Below are 23,315 nucleotides of genomic sequence, written 5' to 3'. Positions count from 1 at the left end.
GCACAGGTAGGCCCTGCGCCACCCCACGTCAAGCGGAAAGGATCAGCCGGCGCGTTCGCTGCTGATCCGGCGCACCGTCATCTGTTCGGCGATGTGGTGAATCAGGCTGGTGGTTTCGGCATCGCTGACGCCATTCACCTGATCCTGACGCCAGTGGCGCTGGAAAGCCCGCACGGCAGCCTCGGTGTGAGAATCGTAGATGCCGCTGCCTTCGATGGCATAGCCGATCTTGTCGAGCGCGACCTGCAGTTCCAGCACCGCACCGCCGCGTTCGCCGGCGCGCAGCGTGGGCGCACTCGGCGAGATTTTGAAATCATCGGTCCACCAGCGGCCAAAGCCGGCGGCATGCAAACGACGCCAGGGGAACAGCTCGCCCGGATCTTCCTTGCGGGTCGGCGCCACGTCGGAATGGCCGACATAGTTGCCGGGCATCATCTCATGGCGGCTGGCAATATCCTTCAGCAGTGCGATCAGGGCATCGACCTGCACGGCCGGGAATTCGCGATAGCCGAATTCATGGCCGGGATTGACCAGTTCGATGCCGATCGAGCGGGCATTCACGTCGCGGATGCCGCGCCAGAAGCCGACGCCGGCATGCCAGGCGCGCTTCTCTTCGGGCACCAGGCGATAGATCGTGCCGTCCTCATCGATCATGTAGTGGCTGCTGACCTTGCTTTCCGGATCGGTCAGGCGCTGCAGCGCCGCAGCCGCCGTCGGCATGCCGGTATAATGCAGAACCACCATGTCTACCGGGCGGCGGCAGTTGCGCTCGTCGAAATTCGGCGAGGGATGATCGACCAGTTTGAGCGTCATTCGCCGGCTGCCTTGTCGCTGACGGGTTGCGGGACCGGGGGACGCCCGGCAGCAACAGCGGCCTTGGATTCACGCAGGGTAACAATCAGGACGCCGAGCAGAGTCATCGCGGAACCGATGATGACTCGGTCGCTCAGCCGCTCGTCAAGGAAATAAATACCCGAGAGGATGCCAAGGATCGGCGCCAGCGTGAAACCGGGGTTGACGATGCTGACCGGATAGCGGCGTAACAGGAAATAAGCGCCGCCATGGCCGATCAGCGACACGCCGAGAATGGCATAGAGCAGCACGCCCCAATGCTGCCAGTCGGCATTCTGCATGCTGGCCACCTGGCCGCTCTCGGCCACATAGGACAGCAGCAGCAGGCTGGGACCGCTGATCACGCCGACCCAGGCCTGCATGCTCAGCGTGTTCACATCGCTGATGCGACGCACCAGGATCTGGCCGATCGACATCGCGATCACGCTGATCAGGCACAGCGCGATGGCACCTTTGTAGCCTAATACTTTCGGGTCGAAACTGATCACCATAGTGCCGAGGAAGGCGAGCGAGATGCCCAGCCCCCGGCGCCAGCGCACCTTCTCATTGAGGAAGCCCCAGGCCAGCAGCGTGGCAATCGGCACGCCAAGCTGCACCACCACAGCCACGACGGCGACGTCATCCGCAAGGGCGATGCCGTTGAACATCAGCGCGAAATGCAGCGTGCCCATCATCAGGGCAGCCCAGAGCACAAGCTGCATCTGGCCCTTCTGCCACTTGAGCCAGGGCAACATGATCAGCGCGAGGCCGAGGAAACGCAGCCCGGTGAAGAAGACCGGCGGGAAATGCGACACGGCAATCTTCGAGGCGACGAAATTGTACCCCCAGATGGCGCAGATCAGCAGCATGAGGGAGAGGTGCTGGGGCTTCATGGGGCGCGACCCTAGCAAAGCCGGCCTGCCGCGGGCTACGTTTGTTTTGCGGTTCGGCCATGCGCTCAGCGCAAGGGGGGTATGCGGCACCCCGGTTGTTGATGCCGCGGTTATGCTCGGATTGCAGGCATGACGGGCCGATGCAGGACAGATGGCGGAAGGCAAGGGCATGGCAAAGGCAAAAACCGCTCCTAAAAAATCCCGCCCCCCGGCCGGCAAGCCGGCAGCACGCCGCCCGATCGTGTCCTCGGCCCATCTCGCCAGCGAGCGACTGGAGGGCCTGAGCGAATTCGAATTCGCCCTGATGATGACCGCCAACGCCTTCAACCGCTGGATCGTGCGCTGCATGACTGCGGCCGGCCAGGGCGATCTCGCCGCGCTGGATGTCATGGTGCTGCATGGCGTGAACCATCGCGACCGCTCCAAGCGGCTGGCCGATCTCTGCCTGGTACTGAATGTGGAAGACACCCACACGGTGAATTACGGGCTTAAGAAGATGGTACGGCTCGGCCTGATCACTGGCACCCGGCGCGGCAAGGAAATCTTCTACGCCGCCACGCCGAAGGGCCGCACGCTCTGCCTGGAATACCGCAAGATCCGCGAGCAGCTGCTGGGCGAGGCCTTTGCCCTGATCGGCCAGCCCGGCCTGGGCAAGCCGCAGGGCGATCTTTCGCGGGTGGCTGAACTGATGCGGGCACTCTCGGGCACCTACGACCAGGCGGCCCGCTCTGCTGCTTCATTGTAGGCTGCCGCCTCGCCGCAGCCTCCCGGCAACGTTGACAAATTATCAACGTTTTGTGACTGTCGCTCGGACGCCTAACCTCGACTGGCCATCCTCCGGAGCCCTGCATGACCCAGACTGCCGCCCCCGCCTCGCCCGCCAGCCAGCAGTGGGAATTCTGGATCGACCGCGGCGGCACCTTCACCGACATCGTCGGCCGCAAGCCCGACGGCGAGATCGTCACGCATAAGCTGCTGTCGGAGAACCCCGAGCGCTACAAGGATGCCGCCGTGCAGGGTATCCGCGACCTGCTCGGGCTGAAGGCCGGCGATGCACTGCCCAAGGGTAGGATCGCCGCCGTGAAGATGGGTACGACGGTGGCCACCAACGCGTTGCTGGAGCGCAAGGGCGACCGGGTGCTGCTGCTGGTGTCGGAAGGCTTCGGCGATCAGCTGCGCATCGGTTACCAGACCCGGCCCAAGCTGTTCGCGCTGCATATCCAGCTGCCCGAGATGCTGTACGAGCGCGTGGTGGAAATCCCTGAGCGCGTGCGCAACGACGGCAGCATCGAAACCCCGCTCGATCTGGCGGCTGCCGAAGCGGCGCTGAAGGCAGCTTACGCGGACGGCATCCGCTCGGTCGCCATCCTGTTCATGCATGGCTACCGCTATACCGCCCATGAGGCCGAGGTCGCCGAACTGGCGCGCAAGCTGGGCTTCACCCAGGTCTCCGCCAGCCACCAGGTCTCGCCGCTGATCAAATTCGTCAGCCGCGGCGACACCACCGTGGTCGATGCCTATGTTTCGCCGATCCTGCGCCGCTATGTCGACCAGGTTGCCGGCGAACTGGATGCCGCCAATACGGCCTTGCGCCTGATGTTCATGCAGTCGAATGGCGGCCTGGCCGATGCGCATTTCTTCCAGGGCAAGGACAGCATCCTGTCCGGCCCCGCCGGCGGCGTGGTTGGCCTGGTCGAAACCTCGACCCGGGCCGGCTTCGAGAAGGTGATCGGCTTCGACATGGGCGGTACGTCCACCGACGTCAGCCATTACGCCGGCGAATACGAGCGCGCGTTTGAGACCATGGTGGCCGGCGTGCGCATGCGCGCGCCGATGATGATGATCAACACGGTGGCGGCCGGCGGCGGCTCGATCCTGCATTTCGACGGCGCGCGGTATCGTGTCGGGCCGGATTCCGCCGGCGCCAACCCCGGCCCGGCCTGCTATCGCCGCGGCGGGCCGCTGGCGGTCACCGACTGCAACGTGGTGCTGGGCAAGCTGCAGCCCGATTTCTTCCCTGCCGTCTTCGGCCCCAACGGCGACCAGCCGCTGGATGCGGACATCGTCAAAACGAAATTCGCCGAACTGCAGGCGCGCGTGAAAGCCGAGAGCGGCGATACGCGCAGCATCGAGGAGATGGCTGAAGGCTTCCTCGCCATCGCCGTCGAGAATATGGCCAATGCAATCAAGAAGATTTCCGTCGCGCGCGGCTATGACGTCACCAAATATGTGCTGTCCAGCTTCGGCGGCGCCGGCGGCCAGCACGCCTGCCTGGTCGCCGATGCGCTGGGCATGACCGAGGTGCTGCTGCATCCGCTCGCCGGCGTGCTGTCGGCCTATGGCATGGGGCTCGCAGATCAGCGCGTGCTCAAGGAGAAGTCGGCCGAAGTGGCGCTGCAGGACAGCGCGCTTCCGTCGCTGGCGAAAGAACTGGACCTGCTGGCGGAAGACTCCCGCGCGGAAATGCTGCGCCAGGGCGTGCCAGCGGAAAAGATCACCGTGCTGCGCAAGCTGCATGTGCGCTATGGCGGCTCTGACTCGGCACTGGAAGTCGAGTTCGGCACGCTGGCCGAGATCAAAGCCGCCTTCGAGGCGGCGCATCGCCAGCGCTTCGGCTTCATCAGCCCCGAGAAAGCCCTGATCGCCGGCAGCGTCGCCGTCGAGGTGGTCGGCCAGGGCGAACGCGCGCCCGATGTGGTCGAAAAGATCGTCGATCCGCGTCAGCAGGATGCGATCCCTGTACTGGCGAAGCGCCAGTCCTACATGGCCGGCCAGTGGCGCGACACGCCGGTCTATGACCGCGCAGCATTACGTCCCGGCGAGACCATCAAGGGCCCGGCCATCGTGATCGAGCCGACCAGTACCATTGCGGTCGAACCCGGCTGGCAGGCGCGCCTGACCGAGCGCCGCGACCTGGTGCTGAAGCGCGTCGAGGCCCTGCCCGAGCGCAAGGCGATCGGCACCAGTGTCGATCCGGTGATGCTGGAAATCTTCAACAACCTGTTCATGTCGATCGCCGAGCAGATGGGCAGCGTGCTGGAGAAGACCGCCTATTCGGTCAATATCAAGGAGCGCCTCGATTTCTCCTGCGCCATCTTCGACCTCGATGGCGAGCTGATCGCCAATGCGCCGCATATGCCGGTGCACCTCGGATCGATGTCGGAAAGCATCAAGACCGTGATGCGCAAGCGTGCCGGCCAGATGAAGCCGGGCGATGTCTATGTGCTGAACGCGCCCTACGCGGGCGGCACCCACCTGCCCGACGTCACCGTGATCACGCCGGTGTTCGACAAGGCCGGCAAGGAGGTGCTGTTCTATCTCGGCAGCCGCGGCCATCACGCCGACATCGGCGGCACCACGCCAGGCTCGATGCCGCCGGACTCGAAGACCGTCGAAGACGAAGGCGTGCTGCTCGACAACGTGCTGCTGGTCGATGGCGGCCGCATGCTGGAAGACGAGATGGTGGCGCTGCTGAAAGGCGGCAAATATCCGTCGCGCAATCCGGCGCAGAATATCGCCGACCTCAAGGCGCAGATCGCCTCCTGCGAAAAGGGCGCGCAGGAACTGCGCAAGATGGTCGACCAGTTCGGCCTCGATGTCGTGCGCGCCTATATGAACCACGTGCAGGACAATGCCGAAGAATCCGTGCGCCGCGTGATCAGCCGCCTGAAGGATGGCGAATTCACCTATCCGATGGACGACGGCTACGAGATCAGGGTGAAGGTCTCGGTCAATCACAAGGACCGCACGGCGAAGATCGACTTCACCGGCACCTCGGGCGTACATCCGACCAACTACAACGCGCCGACAGCCGTGTGCGTGGCCGCCGTGCTCTATGCTTTCCGCTGCCTGGTCGACAGCGACATCCCGCTGAACGGCGGCTGCCTGAAACCGCTGGAGATCATCATCCCGAAGAATTCGATGCTAGATCCGGTCTATCCGGCTGCCACGGTGGCCGGCAATGTCGAGACCAGCCAGTGTATCACCGACACCATCTTCGGTGCGCTCGGCGTGATGTCGGCCGCACAGGGCACGATGAACAACTTCACCTTCGGCAACAACGACTACCAGTATTATGAGACGATCTGCGGCGGCAGCGGCGCCGGCGCAGATTTCGACGGCTGCGACGCGGTCCACACGCATATGACCAATGCCCGCCTGACCGATCCCGAAGTTCTGGAATTCCGCTTCCCCGTCCTGCTGGAATCTTTCCGCATCCGTCGCGGCTCTGGCGGCAAGGGTAAACACAAGGGCGGCGACGGCACCATCCGCCGCATGCGTTTCCTCACTGACATGGTGGCGACGCTGCTCTCCTCGCATCGCACGGTGCCGCCCTTCGGTCTTGAAGGCGGCGAGACCGGTGAGACCGGCAAACAGTGGGTGGAACGCACTTCGGGCGCGAAGGACATGATGGAAGGCCGCTGCTCGACTCCGATGCAGCCGGGCGATGTCTTTGTCATCTCGACACCCTCGGCCGGCGGTTTCGGCAAGCCGGAACGGCAGGCGGGCGAATAATTTTTTCCCGTCCGCACCGCCCGGCTGCCCCAGCGCAGCCGGACAGTGCGGGCTTTCGCGGTTCCCTGCGAAAACAATCGCCGCGCCTCGCTGCCGCCCTAATTCGGCCACAGCGCATCCCGATAAAACTTGGGTAATACCTCTGTGGCAGACTCGACTCTGCTGCAGAAAGTTTTCGGGGAAGAGGTGTCGTGTTTCGCCACGCCAGATCCTGCGCAAGGCTGTTATGCCTGCTTGTCGGCGTGGTGACGGTATCGTCCACCGCTAGGGCACAGGCCGTGCTGCCGGCCTGCCCCGTCATCGTCACGCCGCGCGATCCCGGTTTCTGCCAGGTGGCGCCGCTGCCGCCGAAATACGACAGCCTGTTTGCAGAAAAGCGCCGCAAGCTGGCACTGCTCAGTTTTGACCCCGACGAGGGCCACTACCTGCTGTCGCGGCAGCCGTTGTTCGCGCCGGGCGATATCTCGCTGCTGAGCCGGCGCGGCAATTCCATCGACGCCGCGCCTTATGATACCGGCGGCGACAAGCTGACGGTTTACAGCGAAGCCGATGCAGCGCCGGGTGCACTGCAGTCCGCCTATGACGTCCCCTTCTTCGACGGCCTTGCCCTCACCAACACCAGCGCGATCAGTCAGGACGGTCGTCCGGGCGAAGAAAACCGCTCGGCCAGCAGCGGCTTCGGTCTCGCCTATCAGGAATATGGCCTGACCTTCAAGGTCAACCCAAATGCCGCTGCCAACTGGGGCGACCTGGCCGGCAGCGGCCATCGTCGTTTCGGCATCGACAATTCTGTGTCGGCCATGGTGGCCCGCAACCTGACGCTGACGCTCTCGTCGGGCTACACCTCGGAAGGCACCATCGGCGATCCCTATTCGGTCCGTGACAACGAACGCCACCGCGTCGCCATCGCGCAGCATTTTTCCAGCGGCTACAAGCTCGGTGCCTCGCTGCAGCGGCGCAACGAATATTTCTATCAGGAGGAACGCGACCTCAATATCGTTGGCCTGCAGGTCGGCGTGCCGCTCGGTGATTCGCTCAACTTCACTGCCAGCCATGAATTCGGTGTCGGCGAGAAACGCAGCCTTGGTGCCGAGAATGCGATGCCTTTCCACGGCCAGCAGCAGAGCCTCGACCTGCAACTGCACTGGACGCCGGCCGCATTGGCCAGCCGCGCCATGACCATCATGGCCGGCTACACGGTGACACAGGATGAATTCGCCGGCAGCGAAGATCCTTTCCTGACCCAGGCGCGCGTCAACCTGGCGATGCGGTTCTAAGTTTTGTCATGCGCGGACTTGACCCGCGCATCCCATTATTTCGGACACATTCCACCGGGTGACAAAAAATGGGGCCCACGGGTCAAGCCCGTGGGCAACAATATGGCTGCTTGGCCCAACCTGCCCTAACGGCAGTCTTTCCAAGCGCCTACAGGCTGCTAGACTCTCCCGCCTCAGGGAGACATGCCATGACGGACGTTTTCGAGGTTCTCAACCAGCCGCCGGCGCTGGAGGACTACAACCTGTTCACCACCGACAAGGCGCTGATGCAGGCAGCCGAGGTGAATGGCGCCGGCTGGGCGAAGGATCGCCTCACCGTCTATGGCAGCCGGCTGGGCGATGCCGAAACTATCGAGAATGGCCGGCTGGCGCATAAGCATCCGCCGCAGCTGAAGCTGTTCGACCGTTTCGGCCACCGCCGCGACGAGGTGGAATTCCATCCCGCCTGGCACAGCATTATGTCGCTGATCATCGGCGAGGGCCTGCATTCCGCACCCTGGGCCGAGCCCAAGCCCGGCGCGCATGTGGCCCGTGCCGCCGCATACATCATGCATGCGCAGATCGAACCGGGCAGCCAGTGCCCCACCACGATGACCTACGGCAGCGTGCCGGCAATCAGGAAAGACCGGCATCTGAGCGAAACCTGGCTGCCGAAAATCTATTCGCGCCAGTATGACGGCAGCAATAAACCGGTGACGCAGAAGACCGGCGCGCTGATCGGGATGGGCATGACCGAGAAGCAGGGCGGCTCGGATGTGCGCAGCAACACCACTGTCGCCACGCCAAGCGGAAACGCCGGTGAATATATCATCACCGGGCATAAGTGGTTCTTCTCCTGCCCGCAGAATGACGCGCATCTGGTGCTGGCGCAGTCGCCGAACGGCCTGAGCTGCTTCTTCGTGCCGCGCTGGCTGCCCGATGGCAGCAAGAACCCGGTGCAGATCCAGCGCCTGAAGGACAAGGTCGGCAACAAGTCGAACGCCTCCTCCGAAGTTGAATTCCACAACGCGCATGGCTGGCTGCTCGGCGAGGAAGGCCGCGGTGTGCCGACCATTATCGAGATGGGCACCTATACCCGGCTCGACTGCGCCCTTGGCTCGACCGGACTCCTGCGTGGCGCTGTCGCGCAGGCCCTGCACCATGTCGCGCATCGCCGCGCCTTCCAGCGCCACCTGATCGATCAGCCGCTGATGACCAATGTGGTGGCGGACCTCGCCATCGAGTCCGAAGCTGCCACCATGCTGGCTCTGCGGCTGGCCCGCGCCTTCGATCGTGCCGAGGAAGATCCGGCCGAGGCCGCCTTCCGCCGCCTCTGCACACCGGCGGTGAAATACTGGATCTGCAAACGCTCGCCCAACGCCGTGGTAGAAGCCATGGAGGTGCATGGCGGCAATGGCTATGTCGACGAAGGTCCGCTCGGCATGCTGTACAAGGAAATCCCGCTCAACTCGATCTGGGAAGGTTCGGGCAATGTGATGTGCCTCGACGTGCTGCGCGCCCTACAGAAGGGCCAGGACGGACTGGACGCCTATTTCGCCGAACTGATGCCGGCACGCGGCAGCGACAAGCGGCTGGATGCTGCCATCAACGACCTGAAGGTCGAATTCGCCGATCTGACGGAGATCGAGCATCGCGCGCGACGCGTGGTGGAAAAGATGATGGCGACGCTCCAGGGCGCACTTCTCCTGCGCCATTCCACCCCTGCAGTGGCCGATGCCTTCTGCGCCTCGCGCCTCGGCGGCGACTGGGGCCATGCTTTCGGCACGCTGCCGAAGGGCGTGGATACGCGCGCGATCGCGGATCGGGCTTTGCCGGGGTGAAAAATGGGATGCCCGGGTCAAGCCCGGGCCTGACAATGATGAGGTTTAGGAGGTGACATCCGCCTCCGCCGGCATCCGCACCTTCAGCGCTTTCGGTGCCACGGCATAGCGGATTGGGCCGGGCAGCATCTCCACCTCGCCGTCGCTCGCCACTGGCTTGGAGCGGTTGAAGTCGATCTTCAGGCTGTGCGCCTTGATCACTTCGAGCGACGGGTCGCTGTCGAGCGTGCCGAGGAACAGCTTGGCGAGCTGGCCGGCCGAGCCGAGCCAGCTTTTCTCATGGCTGACATAGACCGTCAGTTCGCCGCTTTGCAGGTCGGAACGGGTGAACAGCTGCGCGGCACGGAATTCGTAAGCCCCCACGGCGACGACCACGGCCGGCGAGACAACTTCGCGGCGCTGGCCGCGATGCTCGATGGTGATTTCCATCAGGCGGTGACGGCGCACCGCCCGCCAGGCCGATCTCAGCATGGCCGGCCATTTCGCCAGGCCGAACAGCCGGCGGCGCCGTTCGCGATCCACGATCATTTCGGGATACAGGCCAAGGGCCGACTTGTTGAGAAAGATGCCGCGATTGACGCGCCCGACATCGATCGACTCGATGGTCGCGCCGGCCAGCGCGGCAACGGCCTGCTCGATTTCCAGCGGAATGTTCAGATCGCGTGCCAGCAGGTTCATGGTGCCGAGTGGCAGCACGCCAAGCACGCCATCGCGCCGCATGACCAGTTCGGCGGCCGAGCGCAGCGTGCCATCGCCGCCGCCAACCCAGATCTCGTCGCTGCTCTCCGCCGCCGCAATCAGCGCAGACGGCAGCTGCTTCGGCGGCACCACGCGCACCTGCACGTCGCTGCGGCCGGCAGCAACGGCAGCGCTGCGGATCACATCCTGCAGGGCGGCGGCGCCATACTGGCGCGCCGTGCCGGAAGCAGCATTGATCACAACGGCGGTCGTCATTGGGTTACCAGAGCAGCCAGTCGGTGAAGTCGGTGCCGGCACGGATCAGGCCGATTCCGAGTATAACGAATAGCGCCATGCTGGCGATCCCGACAAAATGGCCGGCCAGCGCACCGAGCCCATCGCGGGTCAGCAGGCCCAGGGCAGTTCGCGCAAGATCGCGCGCGATGCTGTACCGGGCGGGAATCCGGTCAGTTGCAGACATAAAAAATGGCCTCCGGTAACAGAGGCCACCCTGACTTTCGAATGCGGCGAAATGGCGGCACTGGCCGGGAAATGACCCAGCCAGTGCCGCACTCAAGCTTAGTCCTCCGACGGTTCCGGCTTTTTACGGTCGCGGATATCGCTCAGCGCACTACGCTTCTGCGCACGCCGCGCCGCCATGTTGAGGGCTTCGACAGCCACCGAGAAACCCATCGCGCCATAAATCAGCATCTTCGGGATCGCGACATCGAAACCTTCGGCCACCAGTGCCATACCGATCATGACGAGGAACGACAGCGCCAGCATGACGATGTTCGGGTTGTTGTTCACGAAGCGCGCCAGCGGTTCGGCCAGCGCGACCATGATGACAACCGACAGGATCACGGCCACGACCATGATCTCGATGTCGCGCGACAGGCCGATGGCGGTGATCACGCTGTCGAGCGAGAAGACCACGTCGAGGATGGCGATCTGGCCGATGGTGGGCCAGAAGGCCGGATACTTCTTCTGCACCGGCTTGCCGGTTTCCGCGTCATGGCCCGCTTCTTCGGCGTGCGGGGTGACGCGTTCGTGGATTTCAGTCGTGGCCTTCCAGATCAGGAACAGGCCGCCGACGATCAGCACGAGATCGCGGCCGGAGATTTCCAGGTCGAAAACGGTGAACCACGGCTGCGTCAGGGTGATCAGCCAGGCCGCCGAGAGCAGCAGCATGATACGGGTGACGACGGCGCCGATCAGGCCGAGGCGACGGGCCATCGGCTGCTGCTCGATCGGCAGGCGGCCGGTGACGATGGTGATGAAGATCAGATTGTCGACCGCAAGAACGAGTTCGAGCGCAATAAGTCCGACCAGCGCAATGAGGCCGGAAACAGACATGAATACAGAGAGATCGATGGAGAAATCCATGATGCGAGTCCGAACGGGATAATGGCGTTAGCCGTCCGACATCACTGTCATCCCGTATTGCCAGCCAGAGGGGCCCGGACGTGGGAGGGAATGTACTGCGAATTACGGCAATTTCAAGACCGGGTTTTATGTAAATTTTATGCCGTTAATCAGCGGCGCCCTGCACCGTAGCCGCCGCCCGCTCCTGCCGCAGTTCGGCGCTGGCCTGCCGCATCACCTGCACCGAGCCCCAGAGCGCGAGGATCGCCATGAAGGCGGCGACGGCGAGATCGGGCCAGGCCGTGCCGGTGGCAAAGACGCCGGTGGCGGCCGCCATCACGGCGAGATTGCCGAGCGCATCGTTGCGGCTGCAGATCCAGACCGCGCGCATGTTGCTGTCGCCGGTGCGGAAACGATACAGGATCGCCGTGACCAGCACATTCACCGCCAGCGCAGCGAAGCCGATGATGCCCATCGTTGCCGGCTCAGGCACGGTGCCGGCGATTGCGTGGCTGATCGTCATGCCGGCGACCCAGAGGCCGAACAGGCCCATGGTGATGCCCTTCAGCAGCGCGACGCGGGCACGCCAGACCAGCGCCATCGACAGCACCGCCAGCGCCAGGCCGTAATTCGCGGCATCGCCCAGGAAATCGGCAGAGTCGGCCAGCAGCGAAGTCGAGCCCGCGGTCAGGCCGGCGCCCAGCTCGACGACGAACATGCCCGCATTCAGGATCAGCGCAATCCACAGCGCGAGGCGCGCGGCATTGCCGTGGTCATGACCGTGATCGTGGCCGCCATGACCGTGATCATGACTGTGGTTATGCGAGGGTGTGCAGCAGGAAGCGCCCATGGCGATCCGGTCCTTCAGGCGGTGGGTTCGAGATGATCGTCGAGTGCGATGTCTTCCCGATGCGGCTCGGCAACATGCTCGGCCATATCGGCCAGCATGTGGCGCACATGGTCGTCGGCGACGTCGTAATAGATCTGCCGCCCGCGCCGGATGCCGCGCACCAGACGCGCCGCCTTGAGCAGGCGCAGATGATGGCTGGCCAGCTGCGGCGACAGGCCGGCCGCCTCGGCCGCAGCCGTTGCCGGCAGCGCGCCGCCGCACAGGGCGATGACCAGGCGCAGACGCGAGGGATCGCCCAGCAGCCGGAACATGTCGGCGAGCTGGTGGATATGGCTGCTGTTGAGGTGGCTCATATCAAACATTTCAATATCTGTTTAAATGTTTAAATGTTTAAAATATGAAAGTCAACCTGCCGAATTTGTCAGGTTGTCTGACAAATTATCGTCCTTGGCTGTGGCGATTCCGTGGTGTGCGGGAACTGCCCGAGCAGAAGGAAATTAACTCCAGGTGTATCCCGGAGGCTGACATCATGGACAATTCGAAAACTGCAAACTTTCCCGGTGGACCGGCTGACAAGATGCCGTATCCACCGACTCCCGGTCCCGACCTGGGACCCGATGAAGAAGCCGCAGTCCAGTCGGCGCAGACCTTCACGCCGGCCAACCGCAATGTCGAGGAAGCATGGTCTCCCGATCATGCAAAGGCGCAATCCGGACGCTGGCATACGCCGCTGCTGCTGATCGTTGCCGCTGTGGTGGGCGCGGTCTTTCTCCTCGCCATCCGCTAGGCGGATTTCAGTTCGGCAACTGCCCCTCGGTTGAGGTGAGCAGTACAATGGCGGAGGTCACGCGCTTCCATGCGGTCTCGGCCGCCGCATCGCCGTGGTTCGAGCAATATTCGACTTCCCGCGCCGCCCTGGTCAGGGCCTGCGGACCATAGACCTGAATCAGTTTGCCGGCTGACATCCAGGTCTCCCGGTCCAGAACGGGTGTCCGGACAGCCGCATCATTTTGGTTCTGCATGGCTCTACTCCTCCATCAAAACGCGACAGAGAATAGACANNTCCGTGACCGAATCGATTGACGCCGGACATATTTGTGATGCGGCGATCCATTGCCGATTTTACAGACCCGCCAATTTTGCAGACCCGGTGTGACTGCCGCGGGGTAGAGAAGGTCTTTGCACCCGCTCATGGCACGGCTATGCTTTTCATCGATAAACGAGAAAAGCGCTCTCCCCCGCCATGATCTTCCCGCACACATGATTCAAGCCCTCATCTTCGCACCGCTCGATTTCATGGGCCGGCATGCCACCAGGTTTCTCTTCGGTGGCGTACTCGTCGGCCTGCTCATTCCGCCGCTGGCAGAACTGCTGCGCCCCGGCCTTGTCGTCTTCCTGCTGCTGCCGCTGACGCTGTCGCTGATGCGGCTCGACTGGAGCGCCTTCCAGTCCTATGCGCGCCGGCCGCTGCTGTTCATCCCGATCATCATCTTCCTGCTGCTGATCTGCCCGCTGCTGATGTTCGCAGCATTGCTGCCGCTCGGCCTGTCGCGTCCGCTGATGGAAGCCATCGTGCTGATGGCGGCCGCGCCGCCGATCACCGGCACGGTTGCCATCGCCCTGATCCTCGGCCTCGATGCCGCGCTGGCGGTGATCGCCATGGTGATCACCACCGCGCTGGTGCCTTTCACGCTGCCGCCGCTCGCACTGCTGTTGCTGAATATCGAAGTGCAGATGTCGCTGGTGGAATTCATGGGCCGGCTGGCGCTGATGGTCGGCTTTGCCTTTGCCGCCGCGCTGATCGCGCATCGCACCCTGCCGCGCGGCTGGCTGCAGGCGAACAGGCGGCTGATGGATGGGTCCTCCGTTCTGGCCCTGGTGCTGTTTGCCATCGCCATCATGGACGGCGTGACCGCCAAGCTGATGGCGCAGCCCGGCTATGTGATCCTCGCCACCGTCTCGGCCTTCATCGCCAACCTGTCGCTGCAGGCCATCGGCTATGCGGTCGGACGCTTTGTGCTGCGCTTCGACCAGGCCGCAGCACTGACGCTCGGGATCCTCGCTGGCAACTGCAACATGGGCCTGGTGATGGTGTCGCTGGCCGACCGTGCCGTTTTCGACATGGTGGTATTCTTCGCCATGGGCCAGTTGCCCATGTATATGCTGCCCGGCCTCTTGCAGCCGATCTATCGCCGCGTCGCGGCGCTACAGACCTGATGGAGTAGACCATGCCGACTTTGCTGATCACCGGCGCCAATCGCGGCATCGGCCTGGAACTGACCAAGCGCTATGCGGCCGATGGCTGGACCGTGATCGCTGCCTGCCGCGAACCGCAATCGGCGACGACACTGAAGGCCATACGCGGTGTCTCGGTCGAGGCGCTGGATGTCACGGATTATACAGCCGTGGACAAACTGGCGCAGACCTACGATGGCACCGCCATCGACCTGCTGCTGAACAATGCCGGCATCTACGGCCACCGCGATGGCGCGCTGAAGGTCAGCGATTTCGATACCTACCTGCAGGTGCTGCAGGTCAACAGCGTGGCGCCGATGAAACTGGCGCTCGCCTTCCTGCCGCATCTGAAGGCAGCCCAGAATAGGAATAAGATGGGCGGCGCCAAAATCGCCACGATCTCGAGCCGGATGGGCTCGATCGCGGAGAGCGGCGGCGGCGCCTATGCCTATCGGGCCTCCAAGGCCGCCATCAATGCCGGCATGCACAATCTGGCGCTCGATCTGAAGTCCAGCGGCATCAGTTGCATCACCCTGCATCCGGGCTGGGTGAAAACCGATATGGGCGGTGCCGGCGCGGATATCGACGTCGCCACCAGCGCGGCCGGCCTGAAACAGGTGATCGACGGCCTCGCGCTCAAGGATACCGGCAAATTCTACAACTACGATGGCGGGGAAATTCCATGGTGAGCCAGGCAGGCACGAAACATATCCTCATCACCGGCGGCAGCCGCGGCATCGGTCGTGCCGTCGCCATCATGGCGGGCCAGCGTGGCTGGTCGGTCGGGGTGAACTACGCCGGGAACGAGAAAGCCGCACTCGAAACCGTGCAGGCGGTGCAAAAGGCCGGTGGACGCGGTATTGCCATCCAGGGCGATGTGGCGGTGGAAGCCGATGTGATCGCCATGTTCGACGCAACCGGGAAGGCCTTCGGCAAGCTGGATGCGCTGGTCAACAATGCCGGCATCGTCGGGCCGAAACAGGCTTTCGCCGATTATTCCTTCGACCGCATGAAGCGGATTTTCGACATCAATGTGCTGGGCGCCTATCTCTGTGCCCGCGAAGCGGCCCGGCGCATGTCGAAATCGCGCGGCGGCAAGGGTGGCAGTATCGTCAACATCTCCTCCATCGCCTCCCGTCTCGGCGCCGGCGGGGAATATGTCGACTATGCCGGCTCGAAAGGCGCTGTCGATACCATGACGCTCGGCCTGGCCCGTGAACTGGCGACCGAGGGTATCCGGGTCAATGCGATCCGCCCCGGCCTGATCGATACCGAGATCCATGCCAGCGGCGGCCAGCCGGATCGCGCCGCGCGGCTGGGTGTCACCACGCCGATGGGCCGCGCCGGCACCGCCGATGAAGTGGCCGAAGCGGCGATCTGGCTGATCGAGAACGAAAGCGACTATCTGACGGCATCGCTGCTGGACGTCGCTGGCGGGCGCTGACGCTCACTGGCAGGAGGTAATCGCGATGGGCCTGGGGTCGTCGTTACGGGCAAAAACCACCAGGAAGTAATCCGTCGCGATGCCCAGAGCGGCACGACGGCTCTCGAACTTCCGGGCCCACCACTGCGGATCCTTCAGCGTCACATGCACATTTTCGCCATTGGGAAAGGTCTTGCCGGCTGGATAGGTCGCGATGCAGGCATAGATCATCTTGCTGGCGAAGCCATACAGCTCGTCGATGACCCAGTCCATATCCTCTTCGGGGATATGCTCCATAACGTCGGTGCAGATCACCGCGTCGAATGTCTCGCCTAGCGGCAGTTTAGACAGCGGCTCATAACCCGGATCGTACAGCCGGATTTCATTCACCCCCCAGAAATTGCGCAGATCCACCTTCTCACCGCCATTGGTCGGGGTGAACAACGGTGCGGTGTAGAACCTGGCCTTGCCCGCACCATAATCGAGCACAGACCTGATCCCGAACTGATCGACGAGCGATTTGATCGTGCCGACATGCGGCAACAGACTTTGGCCCGTGAAAGTATCCTTGGCAGCCACCGACTGGCTCGGCGACTGCGTCCCTTCGGCATGCATCTGCTTATAAAAACCGACCAACTCGTTGTAACGCGAGCTAGGGTTGGCGCGGCTATAGGTCATCATCCAGTCTCCGGGAGCTGGGTGCTCTGGCAGCAAATATACTACTTAATCCAGCGCCAGCTTCATACCGACATGGCTGGCCTTGAAGCCCAGCCGTTCGTAAAGCCGGTGCGCACCCTGACGGCTGTTGTCGGAAGTCAGCTGCACCATTTTGCAGCCCTTCTGCTTCGCGCGCGCGATGGCATGGCGGATCAGGTCCGAACCAAGCCCCTTGCCGCGCAAGCTCGACTCGATACGCACGGCTTCGATCTGGGCACGCTGCTTGCCCAGGCTGCCGAGACCCGGCAGCACCAGCAACTGCAGGCAACCGATCACTTTGCCTGACTCATCCTCGGCCAGGATCACCTCCGCACCGATCTTCCGCAAACCGGCAAAGGCGATGCCATACTCCGGCGGCAGCGGATCGGTGTAGCGCTCGCGGCTGCCACCGAGGTGATCGTCGGCCAGCAGGCGCACGATCTCGGGCAGGTCGGCTTCAGTGGCAAGGCGGAACTTCACTCGGCGGCCTCGGCATCGAACCGGCCCGGATCGTAGGCAAGGTTGGACGACAGCCAGCGTTCCATCTGCGCCAGTTCCACATTCTTGCGCCTGGCATAATCCGCCACCTGGTCGCGTTCGATGCGGCCGATGCCGAAATAATCCGATTGCGGGTGGCTGAAATACCAGCCGCTGACCGCGGCCGAGGGCCACATGGCGAAACTCTCGGTCAGCTGGATGCCGACATTCTCGGTCGGTTTCAGCAGCTGGAACAGCGTCGCCTTCTCGGTATGGTCAGGGCAGGCTGGATAACCCGGCGCCGGGCGAATGCCGCGATACTCTTCTGCAATCAGGGCGTCGTTATCCAGCGTCTCGTCGCCGGCATAGCCCCAGAATTCCTTGCGCACACGCTCATGCATATGTTCGGCGAAGGCTTCGGCCAGGCGGTCGGCCAGCGCCTGCGCCAGGATGCCGGAGTAATCGTCCTGCTTGGCGGTGAATTCGCGCTTGATCCAGTCGTCCAGTCCGATCCCGGCGGTGACGGCAAAGGCGCCGACATAGTCGGTGATGCCGGTGTCCTGCGGTGCGACGAAATCGGCCAGGCAATGGTTGGCGCGCTCGCGGTCGCGCTTCATCTGCTGGCGCAGCATGTGCAGGCGTGTAATCTCGCCGCCCTGGCCTGCCTCGTCGAACAGCGCGATATCGTCATCGTTGACCTGGTTGGCGGGCCAGAAGCCGATCACGGCCGCAGCCTGGATCGGTTTTTCCTTCACGATGCGGTCCAGCATGGCACGCGCATCCTTGAACAGGCCACGCGCTGCCTCGCCTACCACCTCATCCTGCAGGATCGCGGGATACTTGCCGCGCAGCTCCCAGGAGGCAAAGAAAGGCGACCAGTCGATCCGCTCGATCAACCGCTCGATCGGATAATCCCTGAACACCTTCACGCCGGTGAAATTCGGCTTCGGCGGCTGGTAGCCGGTCCAGTCGATCTTCACCTTGTTCTTGCGCACGTCGGCGATGGTCTGACGCGGGCCGGTATTGCGCTCGCGCGAATGGATCTCGCGGATCTTGGCGTATTCGTTGGCCACTTCGCCGGCATAGACCGGCCGGTCGTTGGCCGACACCAGGCGTCCGGCGACGCCGACCGCACGGGAGGCATCGGTCACATAGACCACCGGACCCTTGTAATTCGGTGCGATCTTGACGGCCGTGTGTACCTTCGAGGTGGTCGCGCCACCGATCAGCAACGGCAGCTGAAGCCCTTCGCGCTGCATCTCGCTGGCGACATAGCACATCTCGTCCAGGCTCGGCGTGATCAGGCCGCTGAGGCCGATAATGTCGACATTGTGCTTCTTCGCCTCGTCCAGGATACGGGCGCAGGACACCATGACGCCGAGGTCGATCACTTCGTAGTTGTTACACTGGAGCACGACGCCGACGATATTCTTGCCGATATCGTGCACATCGCCCTTCACGGTGGCCATCAGAACCTTGCCGTTCGTCTTGGCCGGACCGCTGCTCTTCTCGGCCTCGATGAAGGGCAGCAGGTAAGCCACCGCTTTCTTCATCACGCGGGCGGATTTCACCACCTGCGGCAGGAACATCTTGCCGGCGCCGAACAGGTCGCCGACCACGTTCATGCCGTCCATCAGCGGGCCTTCGATGACTTCCAGCGGCTTGGCGACGATATGGCGCGCTTCTTCGGTGTCCTGTTCGACGAAATCGGAAATGCCATGAACCAGCGCATGGGTCAGGCGGGCACGCACATCCTTCTCGCGCCAGGACATGTCGACTTCCTGGGTGCGGGCACCGCCCTTGAAACGCTCGGCGATTTCCAGCATGCGTTCGGTGGCATCCGGGCGGCGGTTGAGCAGCACGTCTTCCACCCGCTCGCGCAGCTCTGCAGGTATATCTTCATAAACCGGAAGCTGACCGGCATTGACGATGCCCATGTCCATGCCGTTCTGCATCCCGTAGTACAGGAATACGGCATGCATCGCCTCGCGGACCTGTTCGTTGCCGCGGAAGGAGAAGGACACGTTGGAGACACCGCCCGAGATGTGGCAATGCGGCAGGTTCTCGCGGATGCGTCTGGCGCCCTCGAAGAACTCGACTGCGTAATTATTATGCTCCTCGATGCCGGTGGCGACCGCAAAGATATTCGGGTCGAAGATGATGTCTTCCGGCGGGAAGCCGATCTTCTCGGTCAGCAGTTTGTAGGCGCGGGCGCAGATTTCGTATTTACGGTCGGCGGTGTCGGCCTGGCCCTGCTCATCGAAGGCCATCACCACCACGGCGGCGCCGTAGCGGCGCACCTTGCGGGCATGATCCAGGAAGGCTTCCTCGCCTTCCTTCATGCTGATCGAATTGACGATCGCCTTGCCCTGCACGCATTTCAGGCCGGCCTCGATGATCTCCCATTTCGAACTGTCGATCATGATCGGCACGCGCGAAATATCCGGCTCGGAGGCGATCAGATTCAGGTATTTGACCATCGCCGCCTTGGAGTCGAGCATGCCCTCGTCCATGTTGATGTCGATGATCTGCGCGCCGTTCTCCACCTGCTGACGCGCCACGGCCAGGGCGGCGTCATAATCGTCGTTCAGGATCAGCTTGCGGAATTTGGCCGAGCCGGTGACGTTGGTACGCTCGCCGATATTGATGAAGACCGGGCCGTTGAAGCCGCGGTTTTCAGATTCAGGGGAGAAGGACTCGTCGGTATCGGTCATGCTGCGGGGACTGCAAAAGGTTCAAGGCCACTGAGCCGGAGCTGCGGCGGGATGATCGGGATGCGGCGCGGCTTCACGCCCTTTACGCTGTCGGCAATCGCCTTGATATGGTCGGGCGTGGTGCCGCAGCAGCCGCCGACGATATTGACCAGGCCATGCTCGGCCCATTCGCGCAGATGGCCGGCGGTGGTATGCGGCGGCTCGTCATATTCGCCGAACTGGTTGGGCAATCCGGCATTGGGATAGGCACTGACCGGCACATCGGCGACGCGGCTGAGTTCCGCCACATAGGCACGCATCTGCTCGGCACCGAAGGCGCAGTTCAGCCCGACCGAAAACGGCCTGGTATGGCGCAGCGAATTCCAGAACGCTTCGGTGGTCTGGCCCGACAGCGTGCGGCCGGACAGATCGGTGATGGTGCCCGAAATCATGATCGGCCACTCTTCGCCCAGTTCGTCGAACAGCTCATAAACTCCGAAAGCCGCCGCCTTGGCATTCAGCGTATCGAACACCGTTTCGATCAGCAGCAGGTCGGCACCGCCCTCGACCAGGCCGCGGGCCTGTTCCTTATAGGCGTCCTTCAGCTCGTCGAAGGTGATGTTGCGGAAATCCGGCCGGTTCACATCCGGCGACAGCGAGGCCGTGCGATTGGTCGGCCCGACCGCACCGGCGACGAAGCGCGGCTTCGACGGGGTTTTTGCCGTATACTCGTCGGCCGCCTGGCGCGCGAGTTTCGCGCCCTCATGGTTGATGTCATGCACGGCGGATTCAAGATGGTAATCCGCCTGGCTGATCCAGGTGCCGCTGAAGGTGTTGGTCTCGATGATATCGGCGCCGGCATCGAGATACTCGCGATGCACCTCGCCGATCACATCGGGGCGGGTGATATTCAGGATGTCGTGATTACCCTTGAGATCGCTATTCGCACCTTTGAACCTGTCGCCGCGATAGTCGGCCTCGGTCAACTTGCGCCGCTGCAGCATGGTGCCCATGGCGCCATCCAGCACCAGGATGCGCTCCTTCGCCGCCGCCTTCAGCGCGGCGCGACGTTCCTTGCGCTGTTCCGGGGTATCGAACATCAGGCTGCCGCCTCGCCTGCGATGGCCGGTTTCGGCCGCACGCCCAGCACATGGCAGATGGCGTAGGTCAGGTCGGCGCGGTTCAGCGTGTAGAAATGGAATTCGTCGATCCCGGCGGCGAGCAGCCGGCGGCACTGTTCGGCGGCGAGATGCGCGGCCACCATGCGGCGGGTTTCCGGATCGTCATCCAGACCGTCGAACTGGTCAGCCATCCAGGCCGGGACGCTGGCGCCACAGGCGGCCGAGAACTTCACCACCTGGCGGAAATTGGTCACCGGCAGGATGCCGGGCACGATCGGCACGGTGATCCCGGCCGAACGGGCGCGGTCGAGGAAACGGAAATAGACGTCAGTGTCGAAAAAGTATTGCGTGATGCAGCGCGTGGCGCCGGCATCGACCTTGCGTTTCAGATGCTCCAGTTCGACGCGCGGCGACGCGGTGTCGGGATGGCCTTCGGGATAGCAGCCGACGCTGACCTCGAAATCGGCGATCTTCTTCAGACCGGCAATCAGCTCGGTGGAATTGGCATAGCCCCTCGGATGCGCCTGGAAACCGCCGCTGCCTTCCGGCGCATCGCCGCGCAGGGCGACGATATGACGGATGCCGGCCTGCCAGTAATGCTGCGCCACCTCATCCACCTCGCCCTTGGCGGCGCCGACGCAGGTCAGATGCGCCGCCGGCTTCAGGCCGGTTTCGTTGAGGATGCGGACGACCGTGTTATGCGTGCGCTCGCGCGTCGAACCGCCGGCGCCATAGGTGACCGAGACGAAGCGCGGGCCGAGCGGCGCCAGGCGCGTGACGCTGCGCCACAGGCTTTCCTCCATTTCCGCCGACTTGGGCGGAAAGAACTCGAACGAGACCTTCAGCGGTCCGGAGCGGCGCGCGGCATGGGCATTGGGTTCGGTCAGCGTGGTCATGCGGCAGCACTCTTTTGCGATATGGCAGTGACCGGCGCGCCGCGCTTGGCGGCGCGCCAGACATGAACGGTAAGCGGATGGCCCGGCAGTGCGGTAACGGGTTCGAGATCGAGCCCGGCAGCAGCGCACCAGGGGCGCAGTTCGGCATCGGCAAAGCCGAGGCGGCGATGCGCATGGCGGGCGCGCAGATCTTCCAGGTCATGCGGGGCGAAATCGACGATCACCAGCGGGCAGCCGGATTTCAGCACGCGCGCGGCTTCCTGGATCGCCTTCTGCGGCTCGTCGGCGAAATGCAGCACCTGGTGGATCACCGCGGCATCGACGCTGTTGCTGTCGAGCGGCAGCGCATACATATCGGCCTGACGGACCTGGCAATGCCTGATGCCGGCACGTTCCAGGTTGCTGCGCGCAATGCTCAGCATGTCGCGGCTGGTATCGACGCCGAGGCCGCGCTTCACTCTGGGGCTGAGGATTTCCAGCAGACGGCCGGTGCCGGTGCCGATATCGAGCAGATCGCCGATCGGCTGGCCGTTGTCGAGCATCTTGAGCACAGCGGCTTCGACCTGTGCCTCGTCGACATGCAGCGAGCGGATCGCCGACCACTGCGCGGCATTGTCGCGGAAATAACGTTCGGCGACCTCGCTGCGGGCGCGCTTCACGGCGATCAGCCGCTCGCCGTCGCGCGCCAGGATCGGGTCGCCCGCCGGCAGCAGCGTCGCCAGCGCACGGACCAGCGGCGCTCCCGCCAGCCGGTCGCCGACGCGGTAGAAGGCCCAGGTGCCTTCGGGCACGCGCTCCAGCAGCCCGGCTTCGCAGAGCAGTTTCAGATGCCGTGAGACGCGCGGCTGGCTCTGGCCGAGGATCTGGGTGAGTTCGGAGACCGTCAGCTGGCTGTCGGCGCACAGGGCCAGCAGACGCAGCCGCGTCGGCTCGGCCGCAGCCCGCAGCGCAGCCATCAGGACATCCAGGGTAAAGCTCGGCTCTACGTTCATGGATTATATATAAACATATCTTTATGTATTTGTGTAGCCTTAAATCGCATAGCAAAAAGAATCATGGCCTTCATACTGCGGGCGGGCTATGTATTCGCCTCGTTAAAGCCGTATTGCCAATGCAAAAGATCATTAGTCTCCACAGCTTAGCTGGTTGCCCATGCCCTCTTCCCTGACCCTTTCCCGCCGCTTCCTGCTCGCTGCCCTGGCTGGCCTGGCGCTCTTCGCCGCCAACCCGGTGCAGGCCGCAACAGCCGACCAGTTCATCCGCGAGGTGGGCACCGAGACGCTGAAGGCGCTGGGCGATCGTTCGCTCACCACGGAAAAGCGCGAAGGTCTGGTGCGCAACCTGCTGACCAATCATCTCGACATGGATGCCGTCGGCCGTTTCTGCCTGGGTCGCTACAGCCGCAACATCACGCCCGAGCAGAAGAAGGAATACGACGCGCTGTTCGAGGATTACCTCACCAAGGTCTACGCCCAGTTGCTGTCGCAGTATAACGGCGAGACGCTGGACGTGCGCGACGGCACCAAGGCCGCAGGCAGCGAAACC

At 63.4% G+C, this 23,315-nt stretch carries 21 protein-coding genes and 1 pseudogene; 9 read left to right on the top strand and 13 right to left on the bottom strand.

Annotated features, from left to right (window positions below):
- Positions 1 to 42 precede the first annotated feature (42 nt).
- Together CTR53_RS10825 and CTR53_RS10820 are read right to left on the bottom strand one after the other, a co-directional pair.
- Positions 43 to 813 (bottom strand): N-acetylmuramoyl-L-alanine amidase, encoded by a 771-nt coding sequence (locus tag CTR53_RS10825; protein WP_290812738.1) that lies wholly within the window; start codon positions 811 to 813, stop codon positions 43 to 45.
- Positions 810 to 1,724 (bottom strand): DMT family transporter, encoded by a 915-nt coding sequence (locus CTR53_RS10820; protein WP_290812735.1) that lies wholly within the window; start codon positions 1,722 to 1,724, stop codon positions 810 to 812. Before CTR53_RS10820 ends, CTR53_RS10825 begins: the two co-directional genes overlap by 4 nt.
- Before the next feature lie 169 nt (positions 1,725 to 1,893).
- On the opposite strand from CTR53_RS10820, the gene CTR53_RS10815 reads away from it, so the two are divergent.
- The 4 genes from CTR53_RS10815 (at position 1,894) to CTR53_RS10800 (ending at position 9,336) form a co-directional block, all read left to right on the top strand.
- Entirely contained in the window at positions 1,894 to 2,469 is a 576-nt protein-coding gene (locus tag CTR53_RS10815) for a winged helix DNA-binding protein (protein WP_290812732.1), read from the top strand.
- A 104-nt stretch (positions 2,470 to 2,573) separates the two neighbouring features.
- Positions 2,574 to 6,239 carry a hydantoinase B/oxoprolinase family protein gene (locus tag CTR53_RS10810; RefSeq protein ID WP_290812730.1) on the top strand — a complete coding sequence of 1,222 codons (3,666 nt, stop codon included), beginning with the start codon at positions 2,574 to 2,576 and terminating at the stop codon, positions 6,237 to 6,239.
- A gap of 191 nt (positions 6,240 to 6,430) precedes the next feature.
- Positions 6,431 to 7,516, top strand: a complete 1,086-nt coding sequence (locus tag CTR53_RS10805) for a hypothetical protein (RefSeq protein WP_290812728.1) — start codon at positions 6,431 to 6,433, stop codon at positions 7,514 to 7,516.
- A 188-nt stretch (positions 7,517 to 7,704) separates the two neighbouring features.
- Positions 7,705 to 9,336, top strand: coding sequence for an isovaleryl-CoA dehydrogenase (locus CTR53_RS10800; RefSeq protein ID WP_290812725.1), 1,632 nt, complete (start codon positions 7,705 to 7,707; stop codon positions 9,334 to 9,336).
- Positions 9,337 to 9,381: 45 nt separating this feature from the next.
- On the opposite strand, the gene CTR53_RS10795 is transcribed toward CTR53_RS10800, so the two are convergent.
- The 5 genes from CTR53_RS10795 to CTR53_RS10775 form a co-directional block, all read right to left on the bottom strand.
- A complete protein-coding gene (locus CTR53_RS10795; protein ID WP_290812722.1) occupies positions 9,382 to 10,290 on the bottom strand; it encodes a diacylglycerol kinase family protein in 909 nt (302 codons plus the stop codon).
- Positions 10,291 to 10,294: 4 nt separating this feature from the next.
- Positions 10,295 to 10,495 (bottom strand): hypothetical protein, encoded by a 201-nt coding sequence (locus CTR53_RS10790; protein WP_290812719.1) that lies wholly within the window; start codon positions 10,493 to 10,495, stop codon positions 10,295 to 10,297.
- Positions 10,496 to 10,593: 98 nt separating this feature from the next.
- The gene (locus tag CTR53_RS10785) at positions 10,594 to 11,400 is read right to left on the bottom strand and encodes a TerC family protein (RefSeq protein ID WP_290812716.1); all 807 of its coding nucleotides are present in this window, start codon (positions 11,398 to 11,400) and stop codon (positions 10,594 to 10,596) included.
- A gap of 145 nt (positions 11,401 to 11,545) precedes the next feature.
- Entirely contained in the window at positions 11,546 to 12,229 is a 684-nt protein-coding gene (locus CTR53_RS10780) for a cation transporter (protein WP_290812713.1), read from the bottom strand.
- Between the two features lie 14 nt (positions 12,230 to 12,243).
- On the bottom strand, positions 12,244 to 12,582 hold the full coding sequence (locus CTR53_RS10775; RefSeq protein WP_290812710.1) for a helix-turn-helix transcriptional regulator: 339 nt from the start codon (positions 12,580 to 12,582) through the stop codon (positions 12,244 to 12,246).
- Between the two features lie 44 nt (positions 12,583 to 12,626).
- On the opposite strand from CTR53_RS10775, the gene CTR53_RS10770 reads away from it, so the two are divergent.
- Positions 12,627 to 13,016, top strand: coding sequence for a hypothetical protein (locus CTR53_RS10770; RefSeq protein WP_290812707.1), 390 nt, complete (start codon positions 12,627 to 12,629; stop codon positions 13,014 to 13,016).
- Positions 13,017 to 13,023: 7 nt separating this feature from the next.
- Here CTR53_RS10770 and CTR53_RS10765 read toward each other — a convergent pair whose 3' ends face one another.
- Entirely contained in the window at positions 13,024 to 13,194 is a 171-nt protein-coding gene (locus CTR53_RS10765; RefSeq protein ID WP_290812704.1) for a hypothetical protein, read from the bottom strand.
- Positions 13,195 to 13,489: 295 nt separating this feature from the next.
- Between CTR53_RS10765 and CTR53_RS10760 the strand changes: the two genes are divergently transcribed.
- Genes CTR53_RS10760 through CTR53_RS10750 form a run of 3 tightly spaced genes read left to right on the top strand, consistent with a single transcriptional unit; the run spans position 13,490 to position 15,908 of the window.
- Positions 13,490 to 14,446 carry a hypothetical protein gene (locus CTR53_RS10760; RefSeq protein WP_290812699.1) on the top strand — a complete coding sequence of 319 codons (957 nt, stop codon included), beginning with the start codon at positions 13,490 to 13,492 and terminating at the stop codon, positions 14,444 to 14,446.
- A gap of 11 nt (positions 14,447 to 14,457) precedes the next feature.
- A complete protein-coding gene (locus CTR53_RS10755; protein WP_290812696.1) occupies positions 14,458 to 15,153 on the top strand; it encodes an SDR family oxidoreductase in 696 nt (231 codons plus the stop codon).
- Positions 15,147 to 15,908, top strand: coding sequence for an SDR family oxidoreductase (locus CTR53_RS10750; RefSeq protein ID WP_290812693.1), 762 nt, complete (start codon positions 15,147 to 15,149; stop codon positions 15,906 to 15,908). Before CTR53_RS10755 ends, CTR53_RS10750 begins: the two co-directional genes overlap by 7 nt.
- Positions 15,909 to 15,911: 3 nt before the next feature.
- Here the strand turns inward: CTR53_RS10750 and CTR53_RS10745 are convergent, their stop codons facing one another.
- The 5 genes and pseudogenes from CTR53_RS10745 to CTR53_RS10720 all read right to left on the bottom strand — a co-directional run bounded on the left by CTR53_RS10745 (position 15,912) and on the right by CTR53_RS10720 (position 22,726).
- Complete coding sequence (locus CTR53_RS10745) at positions 15,912 to 16,568, bottom strand: class I SAM-dependent methyltransferase (protein ID WP_290812690.1); 657 nt, start codon at positions 16,566 to 16,568, stop codon at positions 15,912 to 15,914.
- A 42-nt stretch (positions 16,569 to 16,610) separates the two neighbouring features.
- Complete coding sequence (locus CTR53_RS10740) at positions 16,611 to 17,063, bottom strand: GNAT family N-acetyltransferase (protein ID WP_290812687.1); 453 nt, start codon at positions 17,061 to 17,063, stop codon at positions 16,611 to 16,613.
- Positions 17,060 to 20,766: pseudogene (gene metH, locus CTR53_RS10735) on the bottom strand (methionine synthase). Before metH ends, CTR53_RS10740 begins: the two are co-directional and overlap by 4 nt.
- An 86-nt stretch (positions 20,767 to 20,852) precedes the next feature.
- Positions 20,853 to 21,770, bottom strand: a complete 918-nt coding sequence (metF, locus tag CTR53_RS10725; protein WP_290812679.1) for a methylenetetrahydrofolate reductase [NAD(P)H] — start codon at positions 21,768 to 21,770, stop codon at positions 20,853 to 20,855.
- Positions 21,767 to 22,726 carry a metalloregulator ArsR/SmtB family transcription factor gene (locus CTR53_RS10720; protein ID WP_290812676.1) on the bottom strand — a complete coding sequence of 320 codons (960 nt, stop codon included), beginning with the start codon at positions 22,724 to 22,726 and terminating at the stop codon, positions 21,767 to 21,769. The genes metF and CTR53_RS10720 overlap by 4 nt, the downstream gene beginning before the upstream one ends.
- Before the next feature lie 196 nt (positions 22,727 to 22,922).
- Between CTR53_RS10720 and CTR53_RS10715 the strand changes: the two genes are divergently transcribed.
- The coding region (locus CTR53_RS10715) for a phospholipid-binding protein MlaC (RefSeq protein WP_290812673.1) at positions 22,923 to 23,315 on the top strand (393 nt) is incomplete at its 3' end.

This window comes from Ferrovibrio sp. (assembly GCF_002796975.1).
GTDB lineage: Bacteria > Pseudomonadota > Alphaproteobacteria > Ferrovibrionales > Ferrovibrionaceae > Ferrovibrio.
The sequence above is the reverse complement of the archived record's forward strand: the minus strand, read 5'-3'. Positions and strand labels throughout refer to the sequence as shown.

What these genes read in the sequence shown, in the direction of transcription:
- metF (WP_290812679.1), bottom strand. Translation starts at nt 21,770, where the DNA reads ATGACCACGCTGACCGAACCCAATGCCCATGCCGCGCGCCGCTCCGGA.
- CTR53_RS10760 (WP_290812699.1), top strand. Translation starts at nt 13,490, where the DNA reads ATGATTCAAGCCCTCATCTTCGCACCGCTCGATTTCATGGGCCGGCAT.
- CTR53_RS10750 (WP_290812693.1), top strand. Translation starts at nt 15,147, where the DNA reads ATGGTGAGCCAGGCAGGCACGAAACATATCCTCATCACCGGCGGCAGC.
- CTR53_RS10825 (WP_290812738.1), bottom strand. Translation starts at nt 813, where the DNA reads ATGACGCTCAAACTGGTCGATCATCCCTCGCCGAATTTCGACGAGCGC.
- CTR53_RS10815 (WP_290812732.1), top strand. Translation starts at nt 1,894, where the DNA reads ATGGCAAAGGCAAAAACCGCTCCTAAAAAATCCCGCCCCCCGGCCGGC.
- CTR53_RS10820 (WP_290812735.1), bottom strand. Translation starts at nt 1,724, where the DNA reads ATGAAGCCCCAGCACCTCTCCCTCATGCTGCTGATCTGCGCCATCTGG.
- CTR53_RS10780 (WP_290812713.1), bottom strand. Translation starts at nt 12,229, where the DNA reads ATGGGCGCTTCCTGCTGCACACCCTCGCATAACCACAGTCATGATCAC.
- CTR53_RS10810 (WP_290812730.1), top strand. Translation starts at nt 2,574, where the DNA reads ATGACCCAGACTGCCGCCCCCGCCTCGCCCGCCAGCCAGCAGTGGGAA.
- CTR53_RS10765 (WP_290812704.1), bottom strand. Translation starts at nt 13,194, where the DNA reads ATGTCAGCCGGCAAACTGATTCAGGTCTATGGTCCGCAGGCCCTGACC.
- CTR53_RS10745 (WP_290812690.1), bottom strand. Translation starts at nt 16,568, where the DNA reads ATGATGACCTATAGCCGCGCCAACCCTAGCTCGCGTTACAACGAGTTG.
- CTR53_RS10755 (WP_290812696.1), top strand. Translation starts at nt 14,458, where the DNA reads ATGCCGACTTTGCTGATCACCGGCGCCAATCGCGGCATCGGCCTGGAA.
- CTR53_RS10790 (WP_290812719.1), bottom strand. Translation starts at nt 10,495, where the DNA reads ATGTCTGCAACTGACCGGATTCCCGCCCGGTACAGCATCGCGCGCGAT.
- CTR53_RS10795 (WP_290812722.1), bottom strand. Translation starts at nt 10,290, where the DNA reads ATGACGACCGCCGTTGTGATCAATGCTGCTTCCGGCACGGCGCGCCAG.
- CTR53_RS10770 (WP_290812707.1), top strand. Translation starts at nt 12,627, where the DNA reads ATGAAAGTCAACCTGCCGAATTTGTCAGGTTGTCTGACAAATTATCGT.
- CTR53_RS10785 (WP_290812716.1), bottom strand. Translation starts at nt 11,400, where the DNA reads ATGGATTTCTCCATCGATCTCTCTGTATTCATGTCTGTTTCCGGCCTC.
- CTR53_RS10775 (WP_290812710.1), bottom strand. Translation starts at nt 12,582, where the DNA reads ATGAGCCACCTCAACAGCAGCCATATCCACCAGCTCGCCGACATGTTC.
- CTR53_RS10800 (WP_290812725.1), top strand. Translation starts at nt 7,705, where the DNA reads ATGACGGACGTTTTCGAGGTTCTCAACCAGCCGCCGGCGCTGGAGGAC.
- CTR53_RS10720 (WP_290812676.1), bottom strand. Translation starts at nt 22,726, where the DNA reads ATGGCTGCGCTGCGGGCTGCGGCCGAGCCGACGCGGCTGCGTCTGCTG.